Source organism: Ensifer sp., assembly GCF_035999135.1.
Lineage (GTDB): Bacteria > Pseudomonadota > Alphaproteobacteria > Rhizobiales > Rhizobiaceae > Ensifer.
Genome location: NZ_DASYGZ010000207.1, coordinates 42,695 through 63,808, shown reverse-complemented (window position 1 = coordinate 63,808; position 21,114 = coordinate 42,695). Strand labels below are relative to the sequence as shown.

Below are 21,114 nucleotides of genomic sequence, written 5' to 3'. Positions count from 1 at the left end.
AGGGATCCCGGCGCGAGAGCGCCCCTCTATCGAGGCGGGACCGCGGTCAGCGGCGCAACGATATCAAGCAGGCACTCGAGCGCTGCTGCATCCTTTTCCGCGTCCCCCGACGCCTCGAATTCGGCAAGCTCGATCCCGGCAATCTGCGCCGCCGGAATGGCCCCGAAAATGGCGTTGAGCTGGCGTGGCAGCAGGCCGGATGCAATGGCATAGGCGGCCGGCACGTTTCCGGGTTGCAGCGCATCCCAGTCGACATGGATCCACACTGGCTTGTCGCCGATCGCCGACAGGATGGCCTCGGGCGTCGCTTCGGCAGGTGAAAGCGTGCGGATGCCGGCCTGGCGCATCAAGTCCGCCTCCGGCACATCGGTGTCGCGGGCTCCGACGATCACGACCTGGCCCGGGTTCAGGCCGCTGCCATGGCCGCTGTCCCACAGACCGCAGGCGGCGGCAAGGACCATGCCGCCGAGGTAGCCGCTTTCGGTCGTCTCGGGCGTGTTGAAGTCGCCGTGGGCATCGATCCACAGCACGATTGCATCCGGATGGTGCCGGGCGACGACGGGCAGGCTTGCAAGGCTCGCGGAGCAGGTGTTGGCGACCATCAACGGCTTATTGCCCCGCCGCAGCGTCGCAGCGATAGCCCCCTGCAGACCCGTCAGTGTTGTCCGGGCTTCGGGCAAGCTCACCGACCAGTCGTCCTTGCATGCAGGCGACTGTTCACCAAAGACAGTGGGCACAAGTCCGGTGCTCTTGCTCAGCGCCTCCGCCGTCAGGGCCGCGCCTGCAAGCGCGCCCGGTGTCCGGTCGGCGATGCGTCCCTGGGAGACGATGAGTTCATAAGGCATGGTGTTCTCCTTGCATCTTGCGAGCATCGCGCGCAGCCGGACGAGCCGGTCGCGTGGCAGCCAGTGAGGTCCGGCGGCGCGTTGGAAAGCGGGTGAGGCGGGGCTTGAAACGGCGGCGCGTGGAATCGATATGTTGCTACGGATATATCGATCGCCGGAAACGATCGCAATTTTCTCCGTGCGCGGTTGGTGCTATTGCTGCGCGCGAATGGTCGCAGGGACGATCGCTGCTGCAAGCGTTCAGCCACCTGGCGACGAAGATTTGAAAGGCAAGACCGTGTTTGCGACGAAGACCATCGACACCGGCGACAAGGAAACCTTCTATCGTGAGCTGACGAGCCAGCTCGACGGCCTGTTGCACGATGAGCGCGATTTCATCGCCAATGCCGCGAACCTCTCGGCGCTGATTTTCGATCTGGTGCCGGACCTCAACTGGGCGGGCTTTTATTTCCTGCGACCGAACGATGAACTGGTGCTCGGGCCGTTCCAGGGTAAGGTCGCCTGCGTGCGCATCAAGGTCGGCAAGGGCGTTTGCGGCAGCGCCGTGGCGGAAAAGCGCACGATGCTGGTTCCCGATGTGCATGCCTTCCCGGGACATATCGCCTGCGATGCGGCGTCCCGTTCGGAACTCGTCGTGCCCTTGATCAAGGATGGCCGCGTGCTCGGCGTGCTCGATCTCGACAGCCCCGTCCCAGGTCGCTTCGACAGCCAGGATCAGGCGGGCTTCGAAGCGCTCGCCGCGATCTATGTCGCGGCCAGCGATTTCGCTTAGGTATTGCCAATCGACGCCATGCGCTGGCGTCAGCCGCCAAAACCTTCGAGGACGATCTTGCCCCTGGCCGCACCGGTCTCGATGCGACGATGGGCCTCGCGCAGGTTTTCGGCATTGATCGGCGACAGCACTTCGGCAAGCGTCGTCTTCAGCCGGCCGGCATCGATCTCGTCGGCAACGAAGGAGAGCAACCGGTGCTGCTCGATCATATCGGGGGTCTGGTGCATCGGGCGGGCGAACATGAACTCCCAGTGAAGGCTCGCCGCCTTGGTTTTCATCCCGGCCATCGGCATCGGCACATCTGTATTGTCGATCGAGACGATGCCGCCCTGCGGGCGGATCAGTTCGACTGCGGCATCCCAGTGGCGCATGTCGTTGAAGATCGCGATGTGTTCGACATGGGCAAAGCCAAGGGCCCGGACCTGAGCGACCAACGGTTCACGGTGGCTGACGACGTGATCGGCGCCGAGCTCCCTGACCCAGGCGATCGTTTCAGGCCGCGAGGCCGTGGCGATGACGGTCAGCCCGGCGCGTTTCGCCAGCTGGATGCCGATCGAGCCCACCCCGCCGGCGCCGCCGACGATCAGGATCGACTGGCCGCGATCGGCGCCGTCCCTGTTAATGCCGAGCCGGTCAAAGAAGGACTCATAGGCGGTGATCGTCGTCAGGGGCAAAGCTGCGGCCTCGGCAAAGGAAAGGCTCTTCGGCTTGCGGCCGACGATGCGTTCGTCGACGAGCTGGTACTCTTGGTTGGAGCCGGGTCGGGTCAGATCGCCGGCGTAATAGACGTGGTCGCCGGGTTTGAACAGCGTGACATCGGCGCCAACCGCCTCGACCACCCCGCTGGCATCCCAGCCGAGCACGCGCGGCGTCTCCTCGATCTTGTCCTTCGGTGCGCGCATCTTGACGTCGACAGGATTGACGGCGATGGCGGCGACGGCAACCAGGATGTCGTGTCCCTGAGGCTCTGGTTTCGGCAGGGTGACATCGAGAAAGCTCTGCGGATCGGAAACCGGCAGATAGCGGGTGAGGGCGACGGCTTTCATGGATTGCTCCTTTTCACGGGTCTTGGGTAACTGGTCTTGGATGTTGGTCATGGCGCTCATGCCGTGCTTTCCGGGCCGTTGGGCAGACTAACCTTTGGTGTTGCCGCCGAACAGCTTGTCGTTGCCGACGTCACATGCCTGGCGGGCCGATCGGTGGCAGGATCGCTGCGAAAATGGCGCTGGAACGCACTCGCTCAGCTGATTAGCGCGCCGCCTTCGATGTCGATCACCGATCCGGTGACGAAAGGGTTGTCGATGGCGAAGAGGTAGCCCCGGGCGATGTCGTCCGAACGCCCGGTGCGACCAGCGGGCAGGGTGGCTGCGGCGCGATCGAACATCGCATCGCGCGCCTCTGCCGTCATGCCGTGATAGGCTTCCGTCTGCGTCAGCCCCGGACTGACGACGTTGACGCGCAGCGGCGCGAGTTCCCTGGCAAGGATCTTCGCGGTGGCCTCAAGAGCGGCATTCATCGCCGTCTTGACGAAGGTGCCGGGAACGGCCCGCCGCGCGAGGAAGCCCGAGGTGAAGGTGATCGTGCCGCCGGGGCGGAGATATCCCGATGCCGCGCGGGCAAGCGCAACCGAACCCCAGAACTTGACGTCGAAGGCTGCCCGGGCGGCATCGAGATCCACATCGACAACGGTTCCACCGGGGGCTGACGAGCCTGCGGTGACCACCAGATGGTCGAGCGGACCAAGCTTGCGAAAATAGTCGGAGACCGCCGCGGAATCGGCGATATCAAGTCCGCTGGCGCGGCTGGCAATCTCGACACGGCCGGGACGAAGGCTCAGGGCCCTGGCGACTGCGGCGCCGATGCCGCTGGTGCCGCCGACGACGACGGAGAGGGTGTTGTCATTGAAGCTCATGGTCATTCTCCAGGGGACTGTGCGGGAACGGGTTCGGAAAAGACGGCCTCCAGAAGCGGGCCGCCGGGTGTGCGCAGGAACAGGCGGCGTTCGCCGATGTCGGCGAGGTCCATGGTCGAGTAAGGGATTGCCAGCCGGTCGAGCCTCGCGCGGAAGTCGCCATAGCCTTCGAGCCGGAAGCCGACGTGGTCGATCGCTTCGGCCGCGCGGTCGTATCTGTTGCCATAGCCGCCGATGATATGAACGATCGGCTTGTCGTCCGAGTAAAGCCAGTGACCGGGTATCCGCCGAATTGCCGACGGCCGCTCGCCGACCCTCAGCCCGAAGATCGTCTCGAAGAAAGCGCGTGTCGCCTCGATATCGGCCGTTCGGATGGTCACATGGTCGAGCTGCATTGCATTTCTCCTTTCGAGGAGGAATTTAGCTATTGCGGCGTATCCGGATAATCGGCTTATCTCCAAAATTATATTTCGGAGAAAGCGAAAGATGTTGCTCGACAATCTCGCCCTCTTTCTGCTGATCGTCGAAAAGGGAGGGCTTTCGGCCGCCGGGCGCGAGAAGGGGCTGTCGCCAGCTTCCGTTTCCGAGCGGCTCGCGGCGCTCGAAGCCCACTACGGCGCAGCATTGCTCAAGCGCACGACCCGTGCGATCAGCCTGACGGAGGAGGGGCGCCTGCTGGTCGATGGCGCCCGTCGCCTGCTGGCGGAGGCCGACGAGCTTGAACGCGGTATCCGGTCGGGCATGCGGACGATTTCCGGTCCGATCCGGCTCAGCGCACCCGAGGACATGGGCCGACGCTACATCGTGCCGATCCTCGACCGCTTCCTTGCCGAGCATCCTGAGGTGACTGTCGATCTCAACCTCACCGATGGCTACCTCGATCTCGTGGCGCAGGGCCTGGATTTTGCCATCCGTCACGGCGTTCTTGCCGACAGCACCCTGCGCTCGAGAGCGCTCGGCGAAAACCGGCGGGTGGTCTGCGCTGCACCCGCCTATCTCGACGCCGCGGGACGCCCGGAACATCCCGATGACCTCTCCCGCCACGACTGCATCGTCATGCGCTTCGGCGCCAACCTCGACCGGGAGTGGACCTTTCAGGTCGAGGGCAAGCCCCACAAGGTGATGGTGCGAGGGCGGCGCGTCGCCAATGACGGCGGCCTGGTGGCCGAGTGGTGCCGCGCCGGCCACGGCATTGCGCTCAAATCCGTCTGGGACGTTGCCGAGGACCTGGCGTCCGGTGCGCTCGTCGAATTGCTCGCCGATTTTGCGGCGGGGGAAACCGGGCTCCAGATCGTCTATCCGCCGGCAAACGTCCAGCCGCGCCGCGTCCGGCTGCTGATCGATCGCATCGCCACGGAACTCGGCCAGATCGAAAACGTGGCGGCACGGGCACCTCGGAACTGAAGCCTGCGGCTTGAGGCGCACGGTTCGCCGCAGTGGCCGTCGTGCAACAGTTCGTCGCGATTGTCCGCGTTGCCCCGATCCGCCGCACAATCGGTTCCTCATGCCGCAGGACGATGCATTGCGGCGCGCGGCCGCTTCCCTTATGAAACATGAGTAACGTATTCAAGATAAATGCCGGCTCGGGGCCGGATGCTGGCGACGCGGCGCTCCGCGCGATCGCGTCGCGTGATGGAGAGGCGTTTTGATGACCGATGCGATGGTTGAGGGGCTTCATGAGCGGGAGGAGGGCAGGATCCGCCGCTTCTTCAGCCGTCGCCTGAGAAATCGCGAGGATGCGGTCGATGCCACGCAGGAGACCTTCGTGCGCATGCTGGAGGCGTCGCGCTCGACCTTGATCGAGAATCCGCAGGCCTATCTCTTTCAGGTCGCCCGCTCCGTCGCGCGGGTCGCGTCCGAGCGCGCCGCGCGCGAGCGGTCTATGTTCGTGGCCGACGAGGAGGGCGCCGATCATGCCGAAGACCGGCCGATCCAGGACCGCATCGTCAACGCCCGCCAATGCCTCCTGATCATGGCGCGCACGATCGAGGGCCTGCCCAACCGTTGCCAGCAGGTCTTCATCCTCAGCCGCCTGCATGGCCTCAGCAACGGCGCAATCGCCGCGGAGCTCGGCATTTCCAGAAACATGGTCGAAAAGCACATTATCCGGGCGCTGCTTGAATGCCGGAAAATGCGCGCCGAGATTAATTTCTGAACACACGTCAGGCAGAACAGCCCTTTCAACTCTAAGATGACGGGAGCGGTTCCGTGCGGGGGTCGCCCGATGGCATTTCACATCGACCGGAAGATTTGAATGAGCGGCAATCGCCAGAGCATCGATGACGGCATTCTTCAAGCAGCGGCGGCCTTTGTCGCACGGCTGCAGTCCGGCGATGCGACCGAGATGGATCGCCAGGCGCTGGAGCGCTGGCTCGCGGAGAATCCGGATCATCAGGCGGCCTATGACGAATTACGGGTGCTCTGGAGCGATCTTGGCGACGTGCCGATCCCCGCAGGCAGGCTTGGTGAGCTGAGGGCGCAGCGCCGTCGTCGGGTCGCCGGCTTCGTCGGGCTCTGTCTTGCCGCGGGCGTCGCGATCCTGTCGCTCTCGACGCCCTACGGCGACCGCTTTCGCGCCGACTACTACACAGGTGTCGGCGAGGTCAGGCGGATCGCGCTGGAGGATGGTACCCAGGTCGACCTCAACACCGACACGGCCCTCGTCGTCCGCTACGACGAGGGCCGCAGAACGGTGCGGATCCTGCGCGGCGAGGCTTTCTTCGCGGTTGCGAAGAACCCCCTGCGCCCCTTTGTCGTCGAGGACGGCGCGCTCAGCGCGAAGGCGCTTGGCACCCGCTACGCTGTGCGAACCGCCGGTGGCGGCGGGGCCGCCGACGTGCAGGTCGAGGAAGGGCGTGTCGAAGTCGAGGCGGCTGGCCAGAAGACGGTGCTTGGCGCCGGCGAAGCGGCGACGATCGACCGGCAAGGGCGGATTTCGCTGTCCAGGGCGGATGTCGCCGCCGGAACCGCGTGGCGCGACGGCAAGCTCGTGTTCTCGCGCCGGCCGCTGCGCGAGGTGCTCTCCACACTCGAGCGCTATCGCCGCGGCCGCATCCTGCTCATCGACCCGGCGGCCGGCGCGCTCGAGGTTTCCGGGATCTTCGACCTCAAGGACACCGACGACGCGCTTACGGCTCTGGAGGCGAGCCTGCCGCTCCGCGTGACCCGGCTGTCCGGCCTCATGGTCGTCGTCCAGTCGCGGTAGCGGCAAAGGGGGCGCACGGATGACGGCCATTTCGGGCGGGCGCCTCATCAAAAATGTTCCTGGCGACGTCAGGAGGTCCCGCTCCCAGCGCTCTTAGTCATGAGTGGCAGTGCTGAGGGTGGGCAAGGCGGATGACGGGGATGCCGTCGATCGTCCCTGCAGGCGGCCTGCCTGACGTTGAGTAGGGGATCTCGCATGAGAATTTTAAAGGGCCGCGGTTTGCAGCGCCGTTCTTTCACACGGGCGGCATTTGCCGGCGTTTCTTTCATTGCCTGCGCAGGGGCGGCAGAGGCGCAAGCCACGGCGACGCCGGCCGCGATGACGGCGCAAAGGACCATCCTTGTTCCGGCGGGATCTCTGGAAGCGGGTATTTTGAAACTTGGCCAGCAGGCAGATCTGCGCCTGCTCTATCCAAGCGCGCTGACCAGCGGGAAGGTGACCAAGGGCGTTGCCGGTGCTTATGCAACCGAAGCCGCGGTCAAGCAGCTGCTTGACGGAACCGGATTGGGCTACAGCGTCGTCGGCGACAAGACCGTGCGGATCTTCGATCCGCGGGATGCTGCCATCACCACCGGCGCCGTGGTCAGGGACGGCGCGACGCAGCTCGAAAAGATCGTTGCAGCCGGCGAAAAGACCGGCGCCGAGGGCATTGTCGAGACCGACGGATACGTCGCCAAATCCGCAAGGATCGCGACCAAGACCGATACGCCGGTCATGCAGACGCCGCAATCGATGTCGGTGATCAGCCAGAAGCAGCTGCAGGACCTGAAGCCCCAGAACCTGATGGAGGCGCTGAACTATACCCCGGGCGCCCGCGTCGGCCAGTACGGCGCCGAGCCGCGCTTCGACGCCTTCAAGGTGCGTGGCATCGACCTGACGCTGACCGGCATCTTCCGTGACGGCTTGCGCCAGATCGCCAGCCCCAACGGCCTCTTCCGGCTAGAACCCTATGGCGTCGAGGCGATTGCGACCCTGCGCGGGCCGGCCGCCTCGATCTATGGCGCAAGCTCGTCGGGCGGCATCGTCGATATCGTCTCGAAGCGGCCGACCAGCGAGCCGCTGCGCGAGGTCGAGGTTCAATACGGCTCCTTCGGACGGCTGCAGGGCGCCTTCGACGTCTCCGGGCCGCTCGATGACGAAGGCACGATGCTCTACCGCATGACCGGGCTTGCGCGCGACGGGCGCACGGAGATCGAGGCGGTCAAGGACGATCGCCTGTTCATTGCGCCGGCCTTCACCTGGCAGCCGGACGAGGGAACGAAATTCACGCTGCTTGGCGAATACATGGATTCCACCACCGGCGGCACCTGGGGCTACATCAACCGCTACGGGCCGGACGGCAAGTCTATCGGCGCGATCCCGACCTATGGCGGCGATGCCCGCTTCAACGATTTCACCCAGAAGCAGGCGCGCATCGGCTACGAGCTGGAGCATGAGCTCACGGACGGCGTCACGCTGTTTCACAAGCTGCGCTATTCCGACATCTCGACGCGACAGGAATGGGTGTTTGCAAAATATCCCGGCCTGACGGTCGAGGACAATTCCGGCCTTGCCAGCGACACCTACCTGAAGTTCGACTTCGACACCGGTGCGGCCGCCCACCAGCTGATCGCCGGCATCGACTACAGCTACATGAAATACACCTCCGCGCAGGGCAGCGGGCCGGATCTCTTCCGGGACGACTTCACCTATGTGCCGAAGCTGACCTCGACGCAGAAACAGTCGCAGAGCGGCCTTGGCATCTATCTCCAGGACCAGATCGAGTACGAGGCCTGGCGCCTGACGGCGGGCCTGCGCCACGACTGGGTCGACAACAGGTACGCGGTCGACGGCAGGCGTTTCAACCGCGACGACAGCGAAACGACGGCGCGCGCGGCCCTCGGTTATGTGCTGCCAAACGGCATGATGCCCTATGTCAGCTATGGCACTGCCTTCGTCTCCAACCCGGGCGTGATCCTCAATCTCGGCGGTACCGACACCCCGGCGATGCCAACGCTCGGCAAGCAGTGGGAAGCGGGCGTCAAATACGAGATCCCCGACCAGAACGCGACAATCACCGCCGCGGTCTTCAACATCGACCAGGAAAACGCCACGGTCTACGAAACGTCGTCGGGCCTGAACCTGCTGCGCCAGCTTGATCTGAAGTCCCGTGGGTTCGAGCTCGAAGGCACGGCTTCGCTCGACAACGGCTGGAGCTTCATCGCGTCCTATTCCTACAATGACGTCGAGATCACCAAGTTGACGTCGGAGACCCTCGGCAACCAGCTGAACTCCTCGCCCTACCACATGGTCTCGCTCTGGGCGGACTATGAGGTCCAGTCGGGCGTGCTCGAAGGGCTCGGCGTCGGCGCGGGCGTGCGTTATGTCGGTTCGAGCTTCGGCGACAACGTCCATACGCCGGTTCTCAACAACCAGGCGCGCACCTTCGTCGATGCTTCCGTGCGCTATGATCTCGGCGCGGCCAATCCGAATTTCGAGGGCGTGCGGTTGCAGCTCAATGCAACAAATCTGCTCGACGAGGTGGATCAGCTCTGCACCACGGGCTTCTGCTACTTCGACGAAGGCCGCAAGGTCGTCGCCAGCCTGCGCTACCGCTTCTGATGACGCAGCCGGCGGCCTATCCGGCAAGGCCATCCCCGGCCGCGATCTTCCTTGCGGTCGGCGGGCTCTATGTGGCGCAGAGCGTGATCGGCGGGCTGACCATGCTCGGCCTGCCGGCGGTCTTGCGGACGCAAGGTCTGCCGCTGGACCAGATCGGCCTTGTCTATCTGACGATTTTGCCCTGGGCGCTGAAGTTCCTCTGGTCGCCGCAGGTCGAGCGTTACCGCCTGCCTGCGGTCGGCCGCAACCGCTCGGCCGTCATCATTCTTGTCGGTGGCGCGCTTTCGGCGACGATGCTTGCCGTCCTTGGCCTGCTCGGCACGGAACGGCTGGCTCCGGTTCTCGCCTGCCTGGTGTTCATCGCGCTTTTCACCTCGACCGTGGACATCGCCTGCGACGGCTTTGCCGTCGAGACCTTGGCTGAGGAGCATCACGGTTGGGGCAATGCCGCCCAGGTCGGCGGCTCCTATGTCGGTTCGGCGATCGGCGCCGGCCTATTCCTCGTGCTTGTCGACCGGCTCGGCTGGGCGCTGGCGGTGTGGATCATGGCCACGGTGGTGCTTTCGCTCGGTCTGCCCTTCCTGCTTGGACCCGGTTCACGCCCGACGAGCGCAACGCGCAGCCACACGCCGTCGCTCAAGGCTGCGCTGCGCCGGTCCGACGTGCGCAAGGGGATGGTGCTCGCGGCGATCTATGTTTCCGCACAGAAATGGGGGCTCGCGATGCTCGGCCCCTTCCTCATCGACTACGGTTTCGATCTCGCCTCCGTCGGCATCTTGAACGGTATTGGCAGCATGCTTGTCGGGTTTGGCGGAGCGCTCGTCGGCGGGCTGCTCGTGCGTCTCTGCGGGGCGGCCACAGTGCTGATCGGCGCGCTTGTGCTGCAGGTGGCGATGCTTGTTGCCTTCGCCTATGTCGGCGCATCCGGCGATGTCGCGCGGTCGCTCGTGATGACGCTTGCGGTCGCCAGTTCCTCCGGCGTCATGGCGATCGGCTTCGTCGCGCTCTACGCGCAGTTCATGGGGCTCGCCGACCCGCGCCAGGCCGGCGTCGACTTCACTCTCTTCCAGTGCATGGACAGCCTGGTCGGAATGGCGGGCGGCCTCGGCGCCGGCTGGATCGCCGAACGCTTCGGTTACCCCACCTTCTTCTTGTGCGCGGCGGCGGTTTCGACGGTTGCGGTGCCTATGCTGGCGATCCTGCTGCGGCGGCAGCCGAATTCGGTTGGCGCGGAGCGCGCCTTGCCCTGATGCCGGCGCTCCTGCACGTGGGGGTGAGCGACCGCTCAGGGCACGGATCGAAGGGCAGGCCGGCTTTGAAACTGACGACGATAGCTCGCGGGCGAGATCGAGAAAGCGCGGGTGAAATGCTGGCGGAGCGATACCGTCGAGCCGAAACCGGCCATGTCGGCGATGTGATCGACAGAACAGCTGCCGGTTTCGAGCAGCCGTTGCGCCACGGCGAGCCGCTGCCCCAGAAGCCATTGGGTGAAGGTCGTTCCGGTCTTCTTGCGGAAATGGCGCGTGAAGCTGCGCAGGCTCATGCCGGCGTGATCGGCCAGGCGTTCGAGCGACAGCGGCTCGTTCAGATGCGCGATCGCCCAGGCGATCGTCGCTGCGAGCAGATCGCCGCTACCCTGCTTCGGCAAAGGCGCTTCGATGTATTGCGCCTGGTCGCCCTGGCGATGCGGCGCGACGACGAGGCGGCGGGCAATGCGGTTGGCGATCTCCGCGCCATGATCGGTGCGCACGATATGCAGGCAGCAGTCGATCGCCGCCGCCGTGCCGGCCGACGTCAGGATATCGCCCTCGTCGACGTAAAGCGCATTGCGGTTCAATGCGACCTCAGGATGGGCGCACTCGAATTCATCCGCCCAGGCCCAGTGCGTCGAAGCCGTTCTCCCATCGAGCAGCCCTGCCTCCGCCAGCACGAACGTGCCGAGGCAAAGGCCGACGAGCCGGGCGCCTCGGGCATGGGCCGTTCGTAGCGCAGAAAGCAGCGCCTGGGGTGGGCGATCGCTCGGCGCACCCCAGGCCGGAACGATGATCGTGTCCGCTTCCGTCAGACCGGAAAGGTCGTGTCCGACGTCGATGCTGAAGCCGGACATGGTGTGGATGGACCCGATCTTTTCGCCTGCGATCAGCAGTCGGTAGCGCGGAGCGCCGAGCTTCAGCAGGTCGTCGCCAAAGACGATGCAGGGCACCGAGAGGTGAAACGGGCTGATGCCTTCGAAGGCGACGACGGCAATGGTGTGCATGGTAGGAGGGTCCGGTGACACGAGATTGGCCGGAACCTATCACATATTGTCAGTCAGGCCACTTTCGCGACCGGGGCGTTTTTCCGATTTTTCGTCGCCTCGAAACGCGAAAGGAACGTCCCATGACACACCCGACCATCCGAACGATCGCCGGCGCTTGCGCCCCCGAAAGCCTCGACCCCGGCAAGACGGCCCTGCTGGTGATCGACTTCCAGAACGAGTATTTTGCCGGGCGCATGCCGATCCCGGATGGGGAGAAGGCGCTCGCCAGTGCCAAACGGTTGATCGAGCACGCTGATGGCGAGGGCATGGCGGTCTATCACGTCAAGCACGTCACGCCGGCGGGAAGCCCGGTTTTTGCCGAGGACAGTGCGACGTCGGACTTCCACCGCGACATCCGGCCGGCTGCCAACCACGCCGTCGTCAGCAAGTCCTCGGTCAGCGTCTTTGCAAGCACCGACCTTGGAGAACGATTGAAGGCGGCCGGCCTCGATACGCTCGTCATAACAGGGCTGATGACCCATGCCTGCGTCGCCGGTGCCGCGCGCGATGCGGTGCCGCTCGGCTTCAATGTCATCGTTGCAAGCGACGCCTGCGCCACGCGCGACCTCGATACGGGTGATGGTGAGGTCGTTTCGCACGCGACGCTGCATCGTGCGTCGCTGGTAGCGATCGACGATACGTTCGGCGACATCCTGACGACCGATCAGGTGCTTGCGCTGCCGCTTCGGTCCTGATCTCCAGACAAGTGTCGATCAGGCCGAGCCGCGCAGCATGATCTCGGCACTCAGGAGAATGCGCTCGTCCTCGGGGAAGGCGCCGCCGTCGTCGGTGGTTTCCCCGAGCTTGAACAGCAGGAGTTCGATCGCCAGCCTGCCGATCTCGTTGTAGTTCTGGGCCACCGTCGTCAGCGGCGGGCAGGTGTAGCGCGACAGGGGATGGTCGTCGTGGCCGGCAACGCGCAGATCCGCGTCGGCGTCACGGCCGACCTTGAGGCCGGACTGGAAGGCGGCGGCGATCACGCCGAAGGCGACACGGTCGTTGGCGCAAAGCACCGTCTGCGTCGGAAAGCCGCCTGATCCAAGGATGCGCAGCGTCTCGTCGAAACCGAACTTCTCGAAATCCCAGGAGCCGTTCGGTGTCGTCGCGACCAGCGCCGGTTCCATCTTCAGCTGCTGCATCGCCTCAAGATAGGCGTCGCGCCGGGCAATTGCGTTGTTGTTGACCGGCGGCATGCCTAGATAGCAGGGCGGGCTTCCCGAGCGGCAGAGATAATCGACCATCAGCCGGAAGCTCTGGCGGTTGTCGGTGCCGACGAAGGAGGAGCTGTCGTCGAGCGGCGAGTCCACATAGATCAGCGGAATGCTGTCGCCGAGTGCCGTCAGGGTCTTGTGATGCGACTGCACGCCGAGCGGGGCGATGATGGCGCCGGCGACGTTCATCGACTTGAAGGTCTCGATCGCCCGCTCCTCCATCTCGGGCCTTCCGTCGGACGAGAGCACGAAGGCGAGAAAGCCCGCCTGGTTGGCGATGTGCTCGATCCGGCGCGTCAGCGCCATGTAGAACGGGTCGGTCGAGTTCGGGACGATGACACCGAGGATGTTGGTGCGGCGGCGGTTCAGGTTGACGGCGAAGATGTTCGGTCGAAAACCCGACTGCTTGATCGCCGCCTCGATTGCGTCCCGGGTCCTCTTCCTGACCGAGCTTGGATCATTGAAGTATTTCGAGACCGTTGGCCGCGACAAGCCGACGAACTCGGAAAAATCCTCCATGGTCTTGATCTGTCTGTCCACGGTCGCTGTACCCCATATTGTTTTGATTTCGTTTATAGGTTCATTTCGAGGGGATAGGCAGTACCGGCTCGGAAATATTCACCGAATGGAGAGCCGGGCGCGAGAACGCCGTGCGTTCATTTGAACGCACAAACGACGCTCTCGTCCTTTGGTGCAAGAGCATCTTTACTGCTCCAAGCGGTTCCACTTGAAGGCAGGCTGCTCTAGCCCCGGCAGGCCGTGAAATAGTCCTCAAGAACCCGGTCGATTGCAGCAATCGCCAATGGTTTTGCTTTGGCCGCGACTTCGCCGTCGCGCACGCGCTCGTAACTGCCCGGAAGATACTGGCTGATCAACGTTTCCGGGATGGCGACGCCATCAAGAAGCGCGAGCAGGTCTTCGACGGCAGCGGCGACCTTTGGGTGCGGCCAGTAATAGCGGATACGATCGCTGTAGGAGAAATGCCGTTGCAGCCGCTGGGCCTCCGGCGACCCATGGTAATACTTGCCCCAGTTGGCAGGCTCCTCGCGCATCACGCTCTCGGTGACCGATGCAAGCGTCTGTTTGCGTGCGTCGGGAAAGAGGAAGGCGGCGATCTGGTCGAGGCCGTAGAGCGCTTCGCGCAACGCGAAGGTCAGGCCCGGGCCGACCTTGAGAATGGCAAAACCATCGGAAACCAGGTCACGCAGCGCTTCGGGCGTCTGGTAGTCGGTCGAATGGGCCTCGAAGACGATGCCGTCGAGCTGGCCGAGCGTCGCGCTCAGCTTTTCGGCCTTGTGCCTGTCATAGGCGATCACGTTCTCGTTGCCGAATTCGACACCCGGCTGGACGACGGCGCCGACCACCCGGCTGAAGGCGTCGGCGGCACCGGCGGCTTCGAAGGCCTGCCGATGGATCGCCACCGTCTCGACCGCCGCCTCGGGTGCGGTGACCTCCAGCGTCTCCAGTTCTTCGAGCGCCCCGCCTGGAACAGGCACTTCGGTGCCGATGATATAGACGGGGGCGATACCGTCGCGACCGGAAATGGCGGCTTCGGCTGCAGCCGCAAGGCGCGCGGCGCGTTCCGCCGTCACCGCGTCGGGCAGCGCTACCGGTTCGCCGGCGCAGCCCATGCTGGTGTCAAGATGCAGCTTGGTGAAGCCGGCCCTGGCATAGGCCTCGATCATGGTCGCCGCCTTGCCCATGGCCTCGCCGGCCGGCAAATGCTTCCACGGGTTGGGCCCGAGGTGGTCGCCGCCGAGGATGATCCTGTCCTTGGGGAAGGAAACGCGATCGGCGATATCGCCGACGAAGTTTGTGAAGTCGGCGGGCGTCATGCCGGTATAGCCGCCATCCTGGTTGACCTGGTTGCAGGTCGCCTCGATCAGGAGCGCCGCATCGTCTTCAAGCGCGCGCAGCATGGCGGCTTCGATCACCAGCGGATGGGCCGAGCAGACGGAGGGAATGCCGCGCGGACCGGGGCGATGTTTCCAGCGGGCGATGTCGATCAGCAGGTTCTGTTGCATGGCAGTCAGGCCTTTCGCGCGGTGATGAAGGTTTCGAGGTCGGCGCGCGTCGAGGCGCCTTCCATCGGGCCGGAGACCGTGACGGCGCGGGCACCAGAGGCGTTGGCGAACTCCAGTGCGTCCTCGGGTTTCGCCCCGTTCAGCCAGAAGGTGACGAACGTCGCGCCGAAGCAGTCGCCAGCGCCGGTCGGGTCGACCTCCTCGGCCGGAAAGCCCGGATGCGAGAGCGTGGTTTCGGCGTCGAAATAGCTGGCGCCTTCGGCGCCGCGCTTGACGACGATGACCTTGATGCCGGCAGCAAGCAGCTCGGACACGGCTTCCGCCTCGGTCTTTGCGTGTGTGAACAGGAAGAGTTCCTGCCCGCTCGGCAGGAAGACGTCTGTCCTTGCAAGCACCGTCTGCAGCGCGTCGCGCATGCCCGGGCTGTCGAGGATTTCCGGGCGCAAGTTCGGATCGAAGGACACCGTGCCGCCGGCCGCCTTGATAATCTCGATCGCTTCGAGAATGCTCTCGACCACACCCGGGGCGTAGAGCGACGAGCCCATCACGTGCAGGTGGCTGCAGCTTCTGACCAGCGCTCTTGCCGCGTCATCGAGGCAGATCGTGCCGCAGGCGCTGTGGCGGATATTGAACACGAAGGCGCGGCTGCCGTCGGGCCGGTAGCGCACGAAGGCGCTGCCGGTGGTGCCGAGCGGATCGACGGCGATGCCGGAGACATCGACGCCGTCCGCCTTGAGGCGGTCGAGATTGACATGGCCGAAGTCGTCATCGCCGATGCGCGAGACGATCGCGGCCGCCTGGCCGAGCTTGCCGACCTGGTCGATGAAGATCGCCGGTGCGCCCGAAGGGTAGGGCCCGATCAGTGACGTCGCCTGCCGGAAGCCGTCGCCCTTCTCGGTGGCGATGATCTCCACGAGGATTTCGCCGATCGTCAGTATCTTGTGCATGGTCATGTTTCTCTTGAAATCAGCGCTTGGCCTGCTTGGCGCGCACGTCGAGCCAGACCGCGATCAGGATCACCAGCCCTTTGACGATGAGCTGGTAGAAGTAGGGGACAGACAGCATGTTCATGCCGTTGTTCATGACGCCGATGATGAGCGCGCCGATGAGCGTTCCGACCATGGTGCCGACGCCGCCTGCAAGCGAGGTGCCGCCGAGCACGGCTGCAGCGATTGCGTCGAGCTCGTAGCTCATGCCGGCATTGGTCTGGGCGGAGAACAGGCGGGAGGACAGAAGCACGCCGCTGATCGCCGCCATCACGCCCGAGATCATGAAGATGGTGATCTTCAGCCTGTCGACCTTGATGCCCGAATAGACCGCCGCTTCGCGGTTGCCGCCCGTCAGGTAGGCGCGACGGCCGAAGCTGGTCTTGCTCAGGAGGATGTGGTTGACGAGGAAGAGGACGGCGACGACCCAGATGATGATCGGCAGGCCGAGAAAACTCTCCGTGCCGATCGCCGTCCAGGTCGAATTCTCGATCATCGCCGGCGCGCCGTTGGTCGGCAGACTGACCATGCCGCGGTAGATGCCCATCGTCGCCACCGTGACGATGAAGGAGGGCAAGAGCAGTTTCGCAGTCAAAACGCCATTCAGCATGCCCATCAGCGCGCCGGCGATGAGCGTGACGGCGAGCGCCGGGGCGAAGCCGAGGCCGAAGGCGAAACATTGCGCCCCGACCATGCCGGCGACCGCGATGATCGAGCCGACCGAAAGATCGATCTCGCCGAGCAGGATCACCCAGGTCATGCCGAAGGCGGCGATGGCCACCACGGCCACCTGCTGCAGGATGTTCATGACGTTGACGACCGACATGAAGCGCGGGTTGAGGAAGGAGAAGACGACGCAGAGCATCACCAGCGACAAGAGGATGCCGCCATATTGTTTCAGGGCGCGCATGAAGGCGGCCTGGGTTTCGGATTGCTGTGTCATGATGTGAATCCCGTGGCGTGCGCCATGATCGTTTCAGGGTTGAGGTCGGCACCGGAGAGGGTTGCGCCGATGACGCCCTCGTGCATGACGACGACGCGGTCGCTCATTCCCAGAACCTCCGGCAGCTCGGAGGAGATCAGCAGGATCGCCGTGCCCTCGGCCGCCAGCTGGCGGATGATCTTGTAGATTTCGAACTTGGCGCCGACATCGACGCCGCGGGTGGGCTCGTCGAGGATCAGCACCTTGGGTTTGGTCAGGAGCCACTTGGCGAGCACGATCTTCTGCTGGTTGCCGCCGCTCAAGGATCCGGACGGCGTGTCGAGCGAGTGGGTCTTGATCGCAAGCCGCCCGACCTCTGTGGCTGCCGCTTCGCGCTCGGCACGGCTGCGGGTGAAGCCGAGCGGTCCGGTGAAATCCGAGAGCGCCGCCATCGAAATGTTCCAGCCGACGCTGTGGCCGAGGACCAGGCCCTCTTCCTTGCGGTTTTCGGTGACGAAGCCGATGCCGCGAGCGATCGCCTCCGCCGCTGATCGGAAGCGGACTGGCTGCCCCTCGAGGCGCACGGTGCCGGTGGCCGCCTTCATGCCGAAGAGCGCGTTCATCACCTCGGAACGGCCGGAACCGACGAGGCCGAAGAAACCGAGGATCTCGCCCGGCCTGACATCGAAGGAGATATCCTCGAATTCGCCGTCCCGGGTAAGGCCGTCGACCGAGAGAATTGGCGCTGCCGCGGAACGCTCATGGGTCCGTGGCGGGTAGATCTCGTCCATGCGGCGGCCGACCATCAGCGCGATCAGCGCCTCGATCGTGACGTCATTGCGATCATGGGTGGAGACATACTCGCCGTCGCGGATGACGGTGATGTCGTCGCTGAGCCGCATGATCTCTTCCATGCGGTGGGAGATGTAGATGACGGCGACGCCGCGGCTCTTCAGCCGTGCGATGATCTGAAACAGGATCTCGGCTTCGCTGTCGCTGAGCGAGGAGGTCGGTTCGTCGAGGATGACGACCTTGGCCTCGTGGCTCAAGCCCTTGGCGATTTCGACGAGCTGGCGCTGGGCGATCGAGAGATTGCCGACCTTTTCGCTGACATCGATGGGCAGGCCGAGATCGGCGACGATCGCGCGGGCCCTGGCGATGAGCGCCTTGTCGTTGATGAAGCCGAAGCGGCGCGGCTCGCGGGTGGCGAGAATGTTCTCGGCGACCGTGAGGTTGCTGCAGAGGCTGAGCTCCTGGAAGACGATCGCGAGCCCGAGGCTTGCTGCGTCCTGCGGATCGGCGGGCCGGTAGGGTTTTCCGTCCAGGGTGATCGCACCCGAGGTAGCCTCGTGCACGCCGGCCAGGATCTTCATCAGCGTCGATTTGCCGGCGCCGTTTTCGCCGAGCAGCGTGTGCACCCGGCCGCGCCGGACCTTGAGGCGCATGCCCCTCAGCGCCGCGACCTGGCCGAAGGACTTGGTGACGTTGTCGATTTCGAGAATGGTATCGGTGGTCGAACCAAACATGGCGGCCTCCTTCGGGTCAGCCGAGGGGGACGCCTCCGGCCAAAGGCCGAAAGCATGCACCCAATGGGTTGCCGCCGCCTCCTGCGTGAAGGCGACGGCGGTCCTGGGAGGACTTACTTCGCGGTGTAGACGCCGGGCACGATCGGCTGTTCGGCCGGGACGGTCTCGCCGGCGGCGACCTTGACGGCGGTGTCGACCGCCTGCTTGCCCATCTGGTCCGGGAACTGCTGGATGACGCCGACCATGACCGGGTTGGTGTCGACGGCGTCGCGCGCTTCCTTCATGCCGTCAAAGCCGATGACCTTGACCTGGGATTCGAGGCCAGCAGCCTTGACCGCGACGGCGGCCGCAAGTGCTGCGTCGTCGCCGAAGCCGAAGATGCCGGTGATATCAGGATTGGCCTGCAGCATGTTCTGGGCGGCGGCCAGCGCTTCGGCGCGGGTGATTCCGGTCTGGATCGCGACGATTTCCATATCCGGATGCTTGGCGATCGCTTCCTTGAAGCCGTTGACGCGGTTCACCACCGACTGGACGGTCGGATAGTCGATGACGGCAACCTTGCCCTTGCTGTCGAGGACCTTGGCCATCAGCTCGCCGGCCTTGACGCCGCCGGTGAAATTGTCGGTGCCGATATGCGATGTGACGGTCGCGCCGTTGGCCGGAACGTCGACGGTGATCACCTTGATGCCGGCCTTCTCAGCCTTTTCGATGGCGGCGCGCACGCCCTGGCTGTCGACTGGTGAAATCACGATGACGTCGACGCCCTTGACGATGAAGTCCTCGACGTCGGCGAGCTGCTTGTTGAGGTCCTGGTTGGCGATCGAGACTTCCAGCTTGACGTTCTTGGCTTCAGCCTCGGCTTTCATCGCGTCTGCGAGCTCGATGTAGAACGGATGTTGCTGGGTCAAAAGCGACGCGCCGATGCCGTCGGCAAACGCGGTGGAAGCAAGGAGCGACAGTGCGGTGCCGGCGACGAGCGATTTCAGAATGCGGGACATGGTCATGGTTTCCTCCCTGGAAACGGCGCGGGCCTTCGGTCTGTCAGCCAAGCTGGCGAGGCCCTCCCACCGCCGTCTTGGTGGAGGCGTAATAATCATAAAACTTTTCGCGCGTCAAATTTTAAAAATACGCAAATAAAAATAATTGTGATTACGAGACAAAAATATTGATTGCACAATCCGCATTTCCTGCCGCTGTCCGGCGGCGCCCACCGGTTTATGGGTAGCCTCTTCCCGGCGCTTGCCTTCTGCGCCTGTTGCCCCAGACTGATGCGCAGACGGTGACGGAGGTGATCGACATGGGTCAGTCCCAAAAGACGGTGCGCGTGCGTATCCTCGGGCGTGTTCAAGGCGTCAGCTTTCGCGTGTGGACGCGCAACGAGGCCGAGAGGCTGGGGCTGGCGGGATGGGTGAAAAACGAGCCCGACGGTTCGGTTTTTGCGGTGATCAATGGTTCGGAAGAGGCGGTGGCGACGATGCTCGAACGCTTGGGCGAGGGGCCGCCGATGGCGTCGGTGACGCAGGTCATCACCGAATTCGTCGAAACGACTGGTGAGATCAAGGGGTTCCGCATCACGCGCTAGGCAACATGAGCGCACGCAAGAAAAAGCCGCCCGAAGAGGCCATTGCTCCGGGCGGCGTCTTCAATTGCGGGCGACAATCCGGCGATCAGAAATCCCAGTCTTCGTCCTCGGTCGCCACCGCCTTGCCGATGACGTAGGAGGAGCCGGAACCGGAGAAGAAGTCGTGGTTCTCGTCGGCGTTCGGCGACAGGGCCGAGAGAATGGCCGGGTTCACCTTGCAAGCCTCGGCCGGAAACAGCGCTTCGTAGCCGAGGTTCATCAGTGCCTTGTTGGCGTTGTAGTGCAGGAACTTTTTCACGTCCTCGGTGAGGCCGACGCCGTCATAGAGCGCCTCGGTGTATTTCGCCTCGTTGTCGTAGAGCTCGAGCAGAAGGTCGAAGGAAAAATCCTTGATTTCCTGACGGCGCTCTTCGCTCAGGCGCTCAAGGGCACGCTGGAACTTGTAGCCGATGTAATAGCCGTGCACCGCCTCGTCGCGGATGATCAGGCGGATCATGTCGGCGGTGTTGGTGAGCTTTGCCCGGCTCGACCAGTACATCGGCAGGTAGAAGCCGGAATAGAACAGGAAGCTCTCGAGGAAGACGCTCGCAACCTTCTTCTTCAGCGGATCGCCTGAGGCGTACTCTGCCATGATCAGCGCCGATTTCTTCTGCAGGAACTCGTTTTCCTCCGACCAGCGATAGGCGTCGTCGACGTCAGGCGTCAGGCAGAGCGTCGAGAAGATCGACGAATAGGAGCGCGCGTGCACCGCCTCCATGAAGGAGATGTTGGAAAGCACCGCCTCCTCGTGCGGGGTTGCGGCATCCTCCATCAGCCTGACGGCGCCAACGCCGTTCTGGATCGTATCGAGCAGGGTCAGGCCGGTGAAGACGCGGATGGTGAGCGTCTGCTCCTCGGATTTAAGCGTCGCCCAGGACGGGATGTCGTTGGAGAGCGGCACTTTTTCCGGCAGCCAGAAATTGCCGGTCAGGCGGTTCCAGACCTCCAGGTCCTTGTCGTCCTCGATCCGGTTCCAGTTGATGGCGCGGATGCGGCTTGCGGGTTTGCTGTGCATGTTCATGGTCGGACCTTTTAGAATGGTGTTGGCCCCTCATCCCGCGGTGAGGGTTGCCCCCTCATCCGCCTGCCGGCACCTTCTCCCCGCGGGCGGGGAGAAGGGACTAAGCCGCACCGTCCGAACGCATCCATCAGCGTTTCGCGTGGTACGTCCCCTCTCCCCGCCTGCGGGG

General features: G+C 64.2%; 20 protein-coding genes. 8 read left to right on the top strand and 12 right to left on the bottom strand.

Annotated features, from left to right (window positions below):
• Positions 1-26: 26 nt before the first annotated feature.
• Complete coding sequence (locus tag VGO12_RS27955) at positions 27-845, bottom strand: arginase family protein (protein WP_327515983.1); 819 nt, start codon at positions 843-845, stop codon at positions 27-29.
• Between the two features lie 277 nt (positions 846-1,122).
• On the opposite strand from VGO12_RS27955, the gene VGO12_RS27950 reads away from it, so the two are divergent.
• Complete coding sequence (locus VGO12_RS27950; protein ID WP_327516040.1) at positions 1,123-1,617, top strand: GAF domain-containing protein; 495 nt, start codon at positions 1,123-1,125, stop codon at positions 1,615-1,617.
• Between the two features lie 29 nt (positions 1,618-1,646).
• On the opposite strand, the gene VGO12_RS27945 is transcribed toward VGO12_RS27950, so the two are convergent.
• The 3 genes from VGO12_RS27945 to VGO12_RS27935 all read right to left on the bottom strand — a co-directional run bounded on the left by VGO12_RS27945 (position 1,647) and on the right by VGO12_RS27935 (position 3,924).
• Positions 1,647-2,663, bottom strand: coding sequence for a zinc-binding alcohol dehydrogenase family protein (locus VGO12_RS27945; RefSeq protein ID WP_327515982.1), 1,017 nt, complete (start codon positions 2,661-2,663; stop codon positions 1,647-1,649).
• A 194-nt stretch (positions 2,664-2,857) separates the two neighbouring features.
• Positions 2,858-3,529: an SDR family oxidoreductase gene (locus VGO12_RS27940; protein ID WP_327515981.1), complete on the bottom strand. Its 672-nt coding sequence runs from the start codon at positions 3,527-3,529 to the stop codon at positions 2,858-2,860.
• Between the two features lie 2 nt (positions 3,530-3,531).
• Positions 3,532-3,924, bottom strand: a complete 393-nt coding sequence (locus tag VGO12_RS27935) for a VOC family protein (protein WP_327515980.1) — start codon at positions 3,922-3,924, stop codon at positions 3,532-3,534.
• 91 nt (positions 3,925-4,015) lie between these two features.
• On the opposite strand from VGO12_RS27935, the gene VGO12_RS27930 reads away from it, so the two are divergent.
• The 5 genes from VGO12_RS27930 to VGO12_RS27910 all read left to right on the top strand — a co-directional run bounded on the left by VGO12_RS27930 (position 4,016) and on the right by VGO12_RS27910 (position 10,585).
• Positions 4,016-4,933, top strand: coding sequence for a LysR family transcriptional regulator (locus VGO12_RS27930; protein ID WP_327515979.1), 918 nt, complete (start codon positions 4,016-4,018; stop codon positions 4,931-4,933).
• Between the two features lie 244 nt (positions 4,934-5,177).
• Positions 5,178-5,684 (top strand): RNA polymerase sigma factor, encoded by a 507-nt coding sequence (locus VGO12_RS27925; RefSeq protein ID WP_327515978.1) that lies wholly within the window; start codon positions 5,178-5,180, stop codon positions 5,682-5,684.
• 99 nt (positions 5,685-5,783) lie between these two features.
• Positions 5,784-6,734, top strand: coding sequence for a FecR family protein (locus VGO12_RS27920; RefSeq protein ID WP_327515977.1), 951 nt, complete (start codon positions 5,784-5,786; stop codon positions 6,732-6,734).
• A gap of 195 nt (positions 6,735-6,929) precedes the next feature.
• Entirely contained in the window at positions 6,930-9,335 is a 2,406-nt protein-coding gene (locus VGO12_RS27915; protein ID WP_414650791.1) for a TonB-dependent siderophore receptor, read from the top strand.
• A complete protein-coding gene (locus VGO12_RS27910) occupies positions 9,335-10,585 on the top strand; it encodes an MFS transporter (protein ID WP_327515976.1) in 1,251 nt (416 codons plus the stop codon). The genes VGO12_RS27915 and VGO12_RS27910 overlap by 1 nt, the downstream gene beginning before the upstream one ends.
• Positions 10,586-10,620: 35 nt before the next feature.
• Here the strand turns inward: VGO12_RS27910 and VGO12_RS27905 are convergent, their stop codons facing one another.
• Positions 10,621-11,592 carry a GlxA family transcriptional regulator gene (locus VGO12_RS27905; protein ID WP_327515975.1) on the bottom strand — a complete coding sequence of 324 codons (972 nt, stop codon included), beginning with the start codon at positions 11,590-11,592 and terminating at the stop codon, positions 10,621-10,623.
• Between the two features lie 122 nt (positions 11,593-11,714).
• Between VGO12_RS27905 and VGO12_RS27900 the strand changes: the two genes are divergently transcribed.
• Positions 11,715-12,329: an isochorismatase family protein gene (locus VGO12_RS27900; RefSeq protein WP_327515974.1), complete on the top strand. Its 615-nt coding sequence runs from the start codon at positions 11,715-11,717 to the stop codon at positions 12,327-12,329.
• Between the two features lie 18 nt (positions 12,330-12,347).
• Here the strand turns inward: VGO12_RS27900 and VGO12_RS27895 are convergent, their stop codons facing one another.
• From VGO12_RS27895 to VGO12_RS27870, 6 genes are all read right to left on the bottom strand, one after another.
• A complete protein-coding gene (locus tag VGO12_RS27895; protein ID WP_327516038.1) occupies positions 12,348-13,364 on the bottom strand; it encodes a LacI family DNA-binding transcriptional regulator in 1,017 nt (338 codons plus the stop codon).
• A gap of 224 nt (positions 13,365-13,588) precedes the next feature.
• Positions 13,589-14,869 (bottom strand): D-tagatose-bisphosphate aldolase, class II, non-catalytic subunit, encoded by a 1,281-nt coding sequence (locus VGO12_RS27890; protein ID WP_327515973.1) that lies wholly within the window; start codon positions 14,867-14,869, stop codon positions 13,589-13,591.
• Positions 14,870-14,874: 5 nt separating this feature from the next.
• Positions 14,875-15,816 (bottom strand): tagatose kinase, encoded by a 942-nt coding sequence (locus VGO12_RS27885; RefSeq protein ID WP_327515972.1) that lies wholly within the window; start codon positions 15,814-15,816, stop codon positions 14,875-14,877.
• A 19-nt stretch (positions 15,817-15,835) separates the two neighbouring features.
• Complete coding sequence (locus tag VGO12_RS27880) at positions 15,836-16,798, bottom strand: ABC transporter permease (RefSeq protein WP_327515971.1); 963 nt, start codon at positions 16,796-16,798, stop codon at positions 15,836-15,838.
• Positions 16,795-18,303: a sugar ABC transporter ATP-binding protein gene (locus VGO12_RS27875; RefSeq protein WP_327515969.1), complete on the bottom strand. Its 1,509-nt coding sequence runs from the start codon at positions 18,301-18,303 to the stop codon at positions 16,795-16,797. The genes VGO12_RS27880 and VGO12_RS27875 overlap by 4 nt, the downstream gene beginning before the upstream one ends.
• 113 nt (positions 18,304-18,416) lie before the next feature.
• The gene (locus VGO12_RS27870; protein WP_327515968.1) at positions 18,417-19,307 is read right to left on the bottom strand and encodes a substrate-binding domain-containing protein; all 891 of its coding nucleotides are present in this window, start codon (positions 19,305-19,307) and stop codon (positions 18,417-18,419) included.
• Positions 19,308-19,600: 293 nt separating this feature from the next.
• Here VGO12_RS27870 and VGO12_RS27865 point away from each other — a divergent pair, with 293 nt between their 5' ends.
• Positions 19,601-19,885, top strand: coding sequence for an acylphosphatase (locus VGO12_RS27865; RefSeq protein WP_327516036.1), 285 nt, complete (start codon positions 19,601-19,603; stop codon positions 19,883-19,885).
• Positions 19,886-19,970: 85 nt separating this feature from the next.
• Here the strand turns inward: VGO12_RS27865 and nrdF are convergent, their stop codons facing one another.
• A complete protein-coding gene (gene nrdF / locus VGO12_RS27860) occupies positions 19,971-20,945 on the bottom strand; it encodes a class 1b ribonucleoside-diphosphate reductase subunit beta (RefSeq protein ID WP_327515967.1) in 975 nt (324 codons plus the stop codon).
• Positions 20,946-21,114: the final 169 nt, after the last annotated feature.